Raw genomic sequence first — 12,692 nt, 5'->3', positions numbered from 1 at the left:
ATGTTCTACCAAATTTCTATAAAAAAAATCATGATAACGTTAACTTCAAAATATCAACATCACCATGATTTTAAGTCACTATTTATTAAGTTATAACAAACTTTCTCCAAAAAATGAACCCAATAATGCCACAGCCTGTTCTGCCGTTTTATTACCTTCATCTAATAAAGGATTTACTTCAACTAGATCCATAGATGTAATTAATCCAGATTTTTGAAGTTGCTCTAACGCGAAATGACTCTCTCTATATGTAAGTCCGCCTAACACTTTAGTCCCTGTTCCTGGTGTTTCTTCTGGGTCTAAAGCATCTACATCTAATGAAAGATGCACACCATCTGTGCGGTCTTTCAAATAATCAATTGTTTCTGAAATAACTGCTTTGATTCCCATTTCATCTATTTCTGCCATAGTATAAGTTTTAATATCATGCTTTTTAATATATTCACGTTCACCATAATCTAAATCACGCATACCAATTAGAACAATATTTTCTGGTTTCACTTTGGGCGCAAAGCCACCGAGTTGTACTAAACCATCCTCGCCTTCACCAGCCAATATTCGAAGCGGCATACCATGAACATTTCCAGATGGTGATTCTTCTGGAAGGTTTAAATCTCCATGTGCATCATACCAAATAATGCCTAATTCTTTATAATTTTCACTGACTCCTGAAATTGAACCAATTGCTAATGAATGATCGCCGCCAAGAATCACTGGAAAATGATGATTTTGAATACTTTCAGAAACTTTATCTTTCAAATGATTTGAAAATGTGAGAATTTCATCATAATTTTGTAGCCCAGGCTGTTTTGATTGAAATTTTTCTAAATCAACTGGTGGTGTATCTACATTACCGCTGTCAATTACGGTATGACCAATGCGTTTTAAACGAGCAACTGCACCAGCATAACGAATTGCATCAGGTCCAAAATTAACCCCCAGTTTTTTTTGACCAAATGTTGTAGGTGCACCAATAATTTCTATCACTTTATTCATATATGTATAACCCCTTCAAAAATTATTGATCGTATTGTATCTTCCCCCATGTAGATCAACACAACCTTATGCCCATCATAAAACTTCATAAACGGTTAATCAAGCGCAATCATTGACCTTCAAAGCATCTTCGATTTATTGATATAACGAATTATGAATGATTATTTACCCAAAAGTATAAAAGTATTTTAATTATGTATAAAAACGACTGAATTTATACAGAATATTTTTATTCATTAACATTTAATAAATATAAAATCCTGTATAGAGAGTTTAGTTTTACAAATGTTACCCAATAAATGATGCTGTCAATCCAATTAATAACTCCAAAGAAAAACAGTTGGTACATAAGCATACCAACCGTTAAACATTTAGAAACAATAAAAAAAGACCTCATCTCAAGATAAGGTCAATAAGTGAGCCATAGAGGATTCGAACCTCTGACCCTCTGATTAAAAGTCAGATGCTCTACCAACTGAGCTAATGGCTCATATGGCTGGGCTAGCTGGATTCGAACCAGCGAGTGACGGAGTCAAAGTCCGTTGCCTTACCGCTTGGCTATAGCCCATTAATGGTGGAGGGGGGCAGATTCGAACTGCCGAACCCGAAGGAGCGGATTTACAGTCCGCCGCGTTTAGCCACTTCGCTACCCCTCCAGATATGCTTTTCAAAAAATGGTGGAGAATGACGGGTTCGAACCGCCGACCCTCTGCTTGTAAGGCAGATGCTCTCCCAGCTGAGCTAATTCTCCATATAATAATGACCCCTACGGGACTCGAACCCGTGTTACCGCCGTGAAAGGGCGGTGTCTTAACCGCTTGACCAAGGGGCCATGGCTCCACAGGTAGGACTCGAACCTACGACCGATCGGTTAACAGCCGATAGCTCTACCACTGAGCTACTGTGGATTAATGTTATGCTTGGCAACGTCCTACTCTCGCGGAACGTAAGTCCGACTACCATCGGCGCTAAAGAGCTTAACTTCTGTGTTCGGCATGGGAACAGGTGTGGCCTCTTTGCTATTGTCACCAAACAATGTTTTACTTCGTGTCAAACGTTCGCATTCGTCTTCATCGCTACGTCATCACTCAGTTGTTTACGGTAAGTAAACGCCTTCGATCTTTCTTGCGATTCATAGACTTCAAACGTTTTCACTTCGTAAAATACGGTGTGTTAAACGTTCGTATTCGAACATGTCACTTCGTAAAATGAATGATTATACATTCAAAACTAGATAGTAAGTATTGTTTCACAAGCATCACCTTATGAACTAAATTGATTAAGTCTTCGATCGATTAGTATTCGTCAGCTCCACGTATCGCTACGCTTCCACCTCGAACCTATTAACCTCATCATCTCTGAGGGATCTTATAACCGAAGTTGGGAAATCTCATCTTGAGGGGGGGTTCATGCTTAGATGCTTTCAGCACTTATCCCGTCCATACATAGCTACCCAGCTATGCCGTTGGCACGACAACTGGTACACCAGAGGTATGTCCATCCCGGTCCTCTCGTACTAAGGACAGCTCCTCTCAAATTTCCTACGCCCACGACGGATAGGGACCGAACTGTCTCACGACGTTCTGAACCCAGCTCGCGTACCGCTTTAATGGGCGAACAGCCCAACCCTTGGGACCGACTACAGCCCCAGGATGCGATGAGCCGACATCGAGGTGCCAAACCTCCCCGTCGATGTGAACTCTTGGGGGAGATAAGCCTGTTATCCCCGGGGTAGCTTTTATCCGTTGAGCGATGGCCCTTCCATGCGGAACCACCGGATCACTAAGTCCGTCTTTCGACCCTGCTCGACTTGTAGGTCTCGCAGTCAAGCTCCCTTATGCCTTTACACTCTATGAATGATTTCCAACCATTCTGAGGGAACCTTTGAGCGCCTCCGTTACTCTTTAGGAGGCGACCGCCCCAGTCAAACTGCCCGCCTGACACTGTCTCCCAACTCGATAAGAGTTGCGGGTTAGAAATCCAATACAATTAGGGTAGTATCCCACCAATGCCTCCACGTAAGCTAGCGCTCACGCTTCTAAGGCTCCTACCTATCCTGTACAAACTGTACCGAATTTCAATATCAGGCTACAGTAAAGCTCCACGGGGTCTTTCCGTCCTGTCGCGGGTAACCGGCATCTTCACCGGTACTATGATTTCACCGAGTCTCTCGTTGAGACAGTGCCCAAATCGTTACGCCTTTCGTGCGGGTCGGAACTTACCCGACAAGGAATTTCGCTACCTTAGGACCGTTATAGTTACGGCCGCCGTTTACTGGGGCTTCGATTCGTAGCTTCGCTAATGCTAACCACTCCTCTTAACCTTCCAGCACCGGGCAGGCGTCAGCCCCTATACGTCACCTTACGGTTTAGCAGAGACCTGTGTTTTTGATAAACAGTCGCTTGGGCCTATTCACTGCGGCTCTTCGAAGCGTGAACCTCAAAGAGCACCCCTTCTCCCGAAGTTACGGGGTCATTTTGCCGAGTTCCTTAACGAGAGTTCGCTCGCTCACCTTAGAATTCTCATCTTGACTACCTGTGTCGGTTTGCGGTACGGGCACCAATCTTCTAGCTAGAGGCTTTTCTTGGCAGTGTGAAATCAACGACTCGAAGAAAACATGTTTCTTCTCCCCATCACAGCTTGACCTTAATGAGTGCCGGATTTGCCTAACACTCAGTCTTACTGCTTAGACGTGCACTCCAACAGCACGCTTCGCCTATCCTACTGCGTCCCCCCATCGCTTAAAACGAATCATGGTGGTACAGGAATATCAACCTGTTATCCATCGCCTACGCCTGTCGGCCTCAGCTTAGGACCCGACTAACCCAGAGCGGACGAGCCTTCCTCTGGAAACCTTAGTCAATCGGTGGACGGGATTCTCACCCGTCTTTCGCTACTCACACCGGCATTCTCACTTCTAAGCGCTCCACATGTCCTTGCGATCATGCTTCAACGCCCTTAGAACGCTCTCCTACCATTGTCCTAAAGGACAATCCACAGCTTCGGTAATATGTTTAGCCCCGGTACATTTTCGGCGCAGTGTCACTCGACTAGTGAGCTATTACGCACTCTTTAAATGATGGCTGCTTCTAAGCCAACATCCTAGTTGTCTGGGCAACGCCACATCCTTTTCCACTTAACATATATTTTGGGACCTTAGCTGGTGGTCTGGGCTGTTTCCCTTTCGAACACGGACCTTATCACCCATGTTCTGACTCCCAAGTTAAATTATTTGGCATTCGGAGTTTGTCTGAATTCGGTAACCCGAGAGGGGCCCCTCGTCCAAACAGTGCTCTACCTCCAATAATCATCACTTGAGGCTAGCCCTAAAGCTATTTCGGAGAGAACCAGCTATCTCCAAGTTCGATTGGAATTTCTCCGCTACCCTCAGTTCATCCGCTCACTTTTCAACGTAAGTCGGTTCGGTCCTCCATTCAGTGTTACCTGAACTTCAACCTGACCAAGGGTAGATCACCTGGTTTCGGGTCTACGACCAAATACTCATTCGCCCTATTCAGACTCGCTTTCGCTACGGCTCCACATTTTCTGCTTAACCTTGCATCAGATCGTAACTCGCCGGTTCATTCTACAAAAGGCACGCCATCACCCATTAACGGGCTCTGACTACTTGTAAGCACACGGTTTCAAGTTCTCTTTCACTCCCCTTCCGGGGTACTTTTCACCTTTCCCTCACGGTACTGGTTCACTATCGGTCACTAGAGAGTATTTAGCCTTGGGAGATGGTCCTCCCAGATTCCGACGGAATTTCACGTGCTCCGCCGTACTCAGGATCCACTCAGGAGGGTATACGTTTTCGACTACAGGATTATTACCTTCTATGATTAACCTTTCCAGGTTATTCGTCTAACATATTCCTTTGTAACTCCGTACAGAGTGTCCTACAACCCCAACAAGCAAGCTTGTTGGTTTGGGCTCTTCCCGTTTCGCTCGCCGCTACTCAGGGAATCGATTTTTCTTTCTCTTCCTCCGGGTACTAAGATGTTTCAGTTCTCCGGGTCTACCTTCTCACATGCTATGTATTCACATGCGGATAACACGACATAACTCGTGCTGGGTTCCCCCATTCGGAAATCTCTGGATCACAGCTTACTTACAGCTCCCCAAAGCATATCGTCGTTAGTAACGTCCTTCATCGGCTTCTAGTGCCAAGGCATCCACCGTGCGCCCTTAATAACTTAATCTAAGCGTGTTGATAAGCGTTCGCATTCTGCTTCATCACGGCACAAATCGCTCAGTTACTTACAAAAGTAAGCGCCTTCGCTCTTGTTTGTGATTCATAGACTGACAAACGCTTTCAATTCACGTTTATCGTATCTATAACATATGCACTACTTACCATCCACCAGTTATTAATTATTGTGAGTCGTCTGTCGACGACTAGCGATAATTTTTTGTTTCAAGCTTTTCGCTTGTCACTCGGTTTTGCTTGGTAAAATCTATACTTACTTATCTAGTTTTCAATGTACAATGTTGAATCCTCAAAATGAGCATTCAAAACTGAATACAATATGTCTTCGTTATTCCGTATCGCCTAAGGCGATATTCCGTATATTATCCTTAGAAAGGAGGTGATCCAGCCGCACCTTCCGATACGGCTACCTTGTTACGACTTCACCCCAATCATTTGTCCCACCTTCGACGGCTAGCTCCAAAATGGTTACTCCACCGGCTTCGGGTGTTACAAACTCTCGTGGTGTGACGGGCGGTGTGTACAAGACCCGGGAACGTATTCACCGTAGCATGCTGATCTACGATTACTAGCGATTCCAGCTTCATGTAGTCGAGTTGCAGACTACAATCCGAACTGAGAACAACTTTATGGGATTTGCTTGACCTCGCGGTTTTGCTGCCCTTTGTATTGTCCATTGTAGCACGTGTGTAGCCCAAATCATAAGGGGCATGATGATTTGACGTCATCCCCACCTTCCTCCGGTTTGTCACCGGCAGTCAACTTAGAGTGCCCAACTTAATGATGGCAACTAAGCTTAAGGGTTGCGCTCGTTGCGGGACTTAACCCAACATCTCACGACACGAGCTGACGACAACCATGCACCACCTGTCATTTTGTCCTCCGAAGAGGAAAACTCTATCTCTAGAGCGATCAAAAGATGTCAAGATTTGGTAAGGTTCTTCGCGTTGCTTCGAATTAAACCACATGCTCCACCGCTTGTGCGGGTCCCCGTCAATTCCTTTGAGTTTCAGTCTTGCGACCGTACTCCCCAGGCGGAGTGCTTAATGCGTTAGCTGCAGCACTAAGGGGCGGAAACCCCCTAACACTTAGCACTCATCGTTTACGGCGTGGACTACCAGGGTATCTAATCCTGTTTGATCCCCACGCTTTCGCACCTCAGCGTCAGTTACAGACCAGAAAGCCGCCTTCGCCACTGGTGTTCCTCCATATCTCTGCGCATTTCACCGCTACACATGGAATTCCACTTTCCTCTTCTGCACTCAAGTTTTCCAGTTTCCAATGACCCTCCACGGTTGAGCCGTGGGCTTTCACATCAGACTTAAAAAACCGCCTACGCGCGCTTTACGCCCAATAATTCCGGATAACGCTTGCCACCTACGTATTACCGCGGCTGCTGGCACGTAGTTAGCCGTGGCTTTCTGGTTAGGTACCGTCAAGATGTGCACAGTTACTTACACATATGTTCTTCCCTAACAACAGAGCTTTACGATCCGAAGACCTTCATCACTCACGCGGCGTTGCTCCGTCAGGCTTTCGCCCATTGCGGAAGATTCCCTACTGCTGCCTCCCGTAGGAGTCTGGACCGTGTCTCAGTTCCAGTGTGGCCGATCACCCTCTCAGGTCGGCTACGTATCGTCGCCTTGGTAAGCCGTTACCTTACCAACTAGCTAATACGGCGCGGGTCCATCTATAAGTGACAGCAAGACCGTCTTTCACTGTTGAACCATGCGGTTCAACATGTTATCCGGCATTAGCCCCGGTTTCCCGGAGTTATTCCAGTCTTATAGGTAGGTTACCCACGTGTTACTCACCCGTCCGCCGCTAACGTCAAAGGAGCAAGCTCCTCGTCAGTTCGCTCGACTTGCATGTATTAGGCACGCCGCCAGCGTTCATCCTGAGCCAGGATCAAACTCTCCATAAAAGAAGTAAGCTTGATATAGCTCGTTGATTGCTTAAGCCAATCACTCTTGAAAGTACGTTACGTACTCAAAATTATTGGAATTAACGTTGACATATTGTCATTCAGTTTTCAATGTTCATTTAGGTATCGAATATCTTATCACAACTTAACGTTCTTAACAAGTTATTTACAAGACTTTTATAATTTTAAAACATTCTTTTTACAATTTCAATAGTAACTTTTACACTATTGAAAATTTATTCTTAAAATGTTTCCGTCGTTTTCAGCGACTTTTATATCTTAGCAAGTTTAACAATCAAAGTCAACAATTATTTTCAACTTTTTTAATCTTTTTTTGCTCAGGCGAGCTTCGTTGTGCTCACAAGAATTTATTTTATCAGGTTCGTTTAAAAGTGCAAGGTTTTTCTTTACACTTATTTCATTCTATTTACACGTATTTTAACTATAGAGCACAAAAAAACAGAGTAGATTTCGAAATCATATAGATTCCTAGCCTACTCTGATGATTTGTAACTCATTTTAGAATGTTTATAAGTTAATTATACTTGTGTTTTCGCTATTATTTTTTGTGCCATATCAAGATATATTTGGCCTAGTTCATCTTCAGGTTGGTATACTGATGGTGAAAAATCAGCCGGTTTCCAAGAGGGCTGTGCTAAAGGAAGTTGGCCTAACAAATCTGTTTGTAGTTCATTAGCTAATTTTTGACCGCCACCTTGACCAAAAATGTATTCTTTGTTTCCTGTTTCTTTACTTTGGAAATAAGACATATTTTCTATAACACCTAATATACTATGATCAGTGTGTTTTGCCATCGCACCTGCTCTAGCTGCTACAAATGCTGCAGTTGGATGTGGTGTAGTAACAATAATTTCTTTACTTGACGGTAACATGGTATGCACATCTAGGGCTACATCCCCTGTTCCAGGAGGTAAATCAAGAATTAAATAGTCGAGTTCTCCCCATTTAACATCTGTGAAGAAATTTGTAAGCATCTTACCTAACATAGGACCACGCCAAATCACGGGTGCATTCTCCTCAACGAAAAACGCCATTGAAATCACTTTAACCCCATGCCGTTCCACAGGTACCACCGATTTCCCTTCAATATTGGGTTTGGTGTCAATACCCATCATATCAGGGACACTGAACCCATATATATCCGCATCTATTAATCCTACACGTTTTCCTTGTCGTGCCAATGCCACAGCTAAATTAACAGAAACTGTTGATTTACCCACGCCTCCTTTACCAGAAGCAATAGCAATAAATTCTAAATCATTGCCCTGCGCTAAAAATTCTTCTATTGTTTGTTGCTTTGAATCATCCGTTTCTTTAAATTTTTGTACTTTCTCATCGGGCAAGGCTTCAAAACGAATACCCACTGTTTTTGCACCATTTTCTTTTAATTTCTCAACAATTGCCATTTGTAAATCAAGCTGGTGCTGTCCCCCTAATTTCGCCATTGCAACTTTTACACTGACATGTGCTTTGTCCTCTTTAATAGAAACTTCTATTAACCCTTCCGTCTCTTTAAGAGGAACGTTAACCGATGGATCAATCATTTCACCTAAGATAGATTTAACTTGCTCTTGTGTTAACACATCCGCCATCTCCTTTAGTAAACATTTTAAATTTATTTTACCAAAGATATCGTTTCAAAATAAGGTATATGCATTATTTTTGGTCACTATTTTAACGCATGCTTACATCGTATTTTTCTTTACTTTAGTACGGTCATGAATGAATAAGCTAATGACCAAGCCAATAAACACCATAAATGAAGCAACATAAAAAGCCGAATCAACTCCAAAAGCCATCGCCTCTTTTTGAATCATCATTTTTGCAATAGTTATGTCTGGTTTGTACCATGATGCTCCAATAGCCATCGCAGTAACCATGATTGCTGTTCCCATAGAGCCTGAAATAGTACGCAAAGCATTCATAATTGCTGTCCCGTGTGACACCATATCGTTTTCAAGCGCATTAATGCCAGCAGTATTTAAAGGCATCATAATGAAAGAAAGTGAGACTAAACGAATAGTAAATACGGTAATAACATACATATACGATGTATGTGCCGTAATTTGACTAAGCATCAACGTTGTGATGAGTAACAGTGTAAATCCTGGAATAATAAGAATGCGTGCACCTACTTTATCATATATTTTACCGTTTACTACAGACATCACGCCGTTAATCATTGCACCGGGTAAGACAACTAAACCAGATAAAAAGGCAGATAATCCAAGTACATTTTGAATATAAATCGGTACTAAAAGCGCTGGACCTACCATTGATGTAAATGCAATCATTGAAGCAATGGACGTTAAAGCAAAAGTACGATTTTTAAACGCTTCTAATCTTAAAATAGGATGATCGATTGAAAGTTGCCGTTTAATAAACCAAAAGATAATGATAAGACTTAGGGATAAGCTAATGATGACAATTGGATGATGGAAACCCATTGTCCCTGCGATACTAAATGCATATAACATCATACCAAACCCTAGTGTTGAAAGTATGACTGATACTTTATCCAACTTTACAGATTTTGTTGTACTAAAATTGTGCATGAATTTAAAGCCAAATATATAACCAATGACTGCCACGACAACCACTACAATTAATGGCACGCGCCATGAAAAATGATCAACGAGCACCCCAGATAACGTAGGTCCGATTGCGGGTGCAAACTGAATCACTAGACCAGAAAGACCCATTGCGAAGCCACGTTGATCTTTTGGAAAGAGTGTAAACATCGTGAATTGACTTAAGGGCATAATAATGCCAGCGCCCATCGCTTGTATCACTCGAGCTATCATTAATATCGCAAAATTTGGTGCCAAAGCCGCGATAAAAGATCCTAAAAGAAAGATGCCCATCGCAATCATATAAAGCGTACGCGTAGGTATCCGATCCATAAAATATGCGGTCAACGGAATCATAATTCCGTTTACTAACATAAATCCTGTTACTAACCATTGAGATGTACTCTCGTCAATGTTTAACCCTTTCATAATGTCTGGTAAAGCTGTATTTAAAAGTGTTTGATTTAGAATTGCTGTGAATGCACTAATTAACATCACTGCTACAATTATATTACGCTCATCTTTCCCAATTTGTTTTGTTGCCATGCCATAAACCTCTTTTCTACAACTCAAAATCCGAACATCATTTTAATATTTAAATTCAAATTGATATGTAGTTTGACCACCATTACTTAATACATGCCTGTATCAATGTTATAAATGACACATCACATTACTCTCTTTCATATAACTCTTTTGTAATTGAATTAACGTTTCATTTGCGATGTACGATTAACACCACGCTGCATCATTCAATAAAGGTTTCACGATGATTACTCATTTCTTTTTTTAATAAATAATTTTGAAGCATTTATGTTATTTTACACTTCTCTTTTACTCCGCTCAAAATGTTTGTTTGAGAAAACAAAAAACTACAAATAATACCCCTTATTTAAAATTTTCTTGTAAAATCAGGGCATTATTTATAGCTTGTATATCATTTGCGATTTTGATATAAATTTTCTGAATCGGGATAAAAAATCTCTTTACACATATAAAGAAATGCAAAAATAATCATTAACACCCAGTACTCAATATGGATATGCGAAAAATGCACATGTACAATGAAATAAAATAAGAAAACGATCATAGTGTAAGTGATGAGGTGAAAAGTCATACCTTGTAAATATGGGTTAGGATGAAGTTTCTTTTTTAACATATCCATCACATATTCAATACAATAAATGAGAAAATAACCCAATAAAATATAACTACCGTAATAGAATAAATTATCGTAAAAACCTTCGTTAAATGTAAATTCTGCGAGATGTAAAAAGATCAATATGCGACTTAGCCCAAACAGACCAAATGCTAGTAATGTTAAAAATATGCCACCTGATATGACAAAAATCATCATAATCACGAGTAACGTAAGGATATTAATTAAATTAAATTTTCGCTTCAAATTCTATCCTCCTCACATCGCATATTGAATCATTCATATCATCATTTAAAGTTTGGGCGCTGTAGTTGCCATATCGCCCATAATAGCGCAAGCATAAGCATCACTAAAGCCATAACATGTTGAATCGGAACATGGATAAAGGATATTGAGATACTATATACCGTTCCCATAATTGCAGAACCAATCGCATTTCCTAAATTACGATTTAACGTAAATAAAGACATCATTTTTTTGAGTTGACCTTGTGAGACCCCTTCTTGAACTAATACACTATCTTTCGTATATGCACTTCCAAAGCCCATACCCGCAAAAAACACAGTAATTGCAATGCATATCGGATGATTAACATTCATCATGACACTCAAACTTGCTAAAAAAAGAAATCCTATCAATGTTAAATAAAACAATTTAATTGATAAACGCTTGTCAACGTAATCCATCATAAAGTTAATAAGTAACCATCCTACAGATAATGGAAAAATAATCAATCCACTTTCTAAGGGCGAAAAATGTAATTCATCTTGTAAATAAGAAGGAATAAACACATTAAAACCAATTAAAATCATAGCAATAAATATATCGGTAATAAAAGCAAGTCGTATTAATGGTGTAAATTCATTAACAGAAATAAATGCATGCATTTTACTTTTAAAATAGCGTTTGAGTCCTAAGCTATATAAAATAAGCAAACCTATGAATATGACATAAAACCAATTCATTTGAAAAGTCATGACAATCCACATTAAAAGACCGATAAAAACATAAAATAGCAATATACCAATGTAATCAACAACGCGTTTTTCTATCGTTTCTGAATTAAACTGGTAACTAATGATTACCAATATAGTGGCAACGGCACCAATTGGCACATTAATGAAAAACAGCCAATGCCATGTTGACCATTCAAGTATCAAACCACCTATAAAAGGGCCAATAATACTTGAAATACCCCAGACACTTCCAACGATTCCCATCACTTTATATCTAAAAGGAATTTCAAAAGCTAACTTCGGAACAATTTGGGCAAGAGACATATTAATCCCTGCACCTACGCCCTGAATAAACCGTGATAATAATAATATTTCAAATGATTTACTAAAACCCGCCAACAGACTACCGCCTATAAAGAAACCCAATCCAACCAATGTAATCGTACGTATTTTAATTCGTGACATCAATTCACTCATAAAGGGAATTGCGACCACAATACCTATAAAGTAAATCGTAAACACAAATGCGATAGAAACATCCGGATGTAGGTCTTTACGCATGGTTGGCAATGCGATAGAGACAATTGTCGTTTCAATAGCTGACATAAACATGATTAACACTAATGATAGTATTACATTAAGTTGCTTCATTTTCATTTCATGCATCCACCTTCCATACCCTTTCAATTACTACTATAAAATAAAATACGTCTTAATAAAAACGAACCACTCTAATATTTTAGAGAGATTCGCTTCCACATAACTATTGATTTTTAAAATAGCGTCTAACCGTTATGATGATGCTAAGGATGATAATTGCAAGTACCAAAGATATGATACCAAGAATTGGTGAGCT

Annotated in this window: 5 protein-coding genes, 6 tRNA genes and 3 rRNA genes; all 14 read right to left on the bottom strand. The window is 40.7% G+C overall.

The window, feature by feature from the left end:
- Positions 1-90: 90 nt before the first annotated feature.
- The gene (gene rocF, locus SHYC_RS03430) at positions 91-996 is read right to left on the bottom strand and encodes an arginase (RefSeq protein ID WP_039644537.1); all 906 of its coding nucleotides are present in this window, start codon (positions 994-996) and stop codon (positions 91-93) included.
- Between the two features lie 417 nt (positions 997-1,413).
- Positions 1,414-1,486, bottom strand: a tRNA-Lys gene (locus SHYC_RS03425).
- 3 nt (positions 1,487-1,489) lie between these two features.
- A tRNA-Gln gene (locus SHYC_RS03420) sits at positions 1,490-1,564 on the bottom strand.
- Positions 1,565-1,568: 4 nt separating this feature from the next.
- Positions 1,569-1,652 (bottom strand) — tRNA-Tyr (locus SHYC_RS03415).
- Positions 1,653-1,671: 19 nt separating this feature from the next.
- Positions 1,672-1,747: transfer RNA gene (locus tag SHYC_RS03410), tRNA-Val, on the bottom strand.
- Positions 1,748-1,756: 9 nt separating this feature from the next.
- Positions 1,757-1,828: transfer RNA gene (locus SHYC_RS03405), tRNA-Glu, on the bottom strand.
- A gap of 1 nt (position 1,829) precedes the next feature.
- Positions 1,830-1,904: transfer RNA gene (locus SHYC_RS03400), tRNA-Asn, on the bottom strand.
- Between the two features lie 10 nt (positions 1,905-1,914).
- Positions 1,915-2,029: ribosomal RNA gene (gene rrf / locus SHYC_RS03395) — 5S ribosomal RNA — on the bottom strand.
- A gap of 242 nt (positions 2,030-2,271) precedes the next feature.
- A 23S ribosomal RNA gene (locus SHYC_RS03390) occupies positions 2,272-5,198 on the bottom strand.
- A gap of 380 nt (positions 5,199-5,578) precedes the next feature.
- Positions 5,579-7,130, bottom strand: a 16S ribosomal RNA gene (locus SHYC_RS03385).
- The 16S, 23S and 5S rRNA genes sit together here with 6 tRNA genes alongside, the layout of an rRNA operon.
- 539 nt (positions 7,131-7,669) lie before the next feature.
- Positions 7,670-8,734: an Mrp/NBP35 family ATP-binding protein gene (locus SHYC_RS03380; RefSeq protein ID WP_039644536.1), complete on the bottom strand. Its 1,065-nt coding sequence runs from the start codon at positions 8,732-8,734 to the stop codon at positions 7,670-7,672.
- Between the two features lie 102 nt (positions 8,735-8,836).
- Positions 8,837-10,267, bottom strand: coding sequence for an MDR family MFS transporter (locus SHYC_RS03375; RefSeq protein WP_039644534.1), 1,431 nt, complete (start codon positions 10,265-10,267; stop codon positions 8,837-8,839).
- A 391-nt stretch (positions 10,268-10,658) separates the two neighbouring features.
- Positions 10,659-11,126, bottom strand: a complete 468-nt coding sequence (locus SHYC_RS03370) for a SepA family multidrug efflux transporter (RefSeq protein WP_039644532.1) — start codon at positions 11,124-11,126, stop codon at positions 10,659-10,661.
- A 41-nt stretch (positions 11,127-11,167) separates the two neighbouring features.
- A complete protein-coding gene (gene sdrM / locus SHYC_RS03365; RefSeq protein ID WP_039644531.1) occupies positions 11,168-12,493 on the bottom strand; it encodes a multidrug efflux MFS transporter SdrM in 1,326 nt (441 codons plus the stop codon).
- Between the last annotated feature and the right edge of the window lie 199 nt (positions 12,494-12,692).

The sequence above is a fragment of the Staphylococcus hyicus genome (assembly GCF_000816085.1).
Lineage (GTDB): Bacteria > Bacillota > Bacilli > Staphylococcales > Staphylococcaceae > Staphylococcus > Staphylococcus hyicus.
This window is presented reverse-complemented; position numbering and strand designations above follow the sequence as displayed.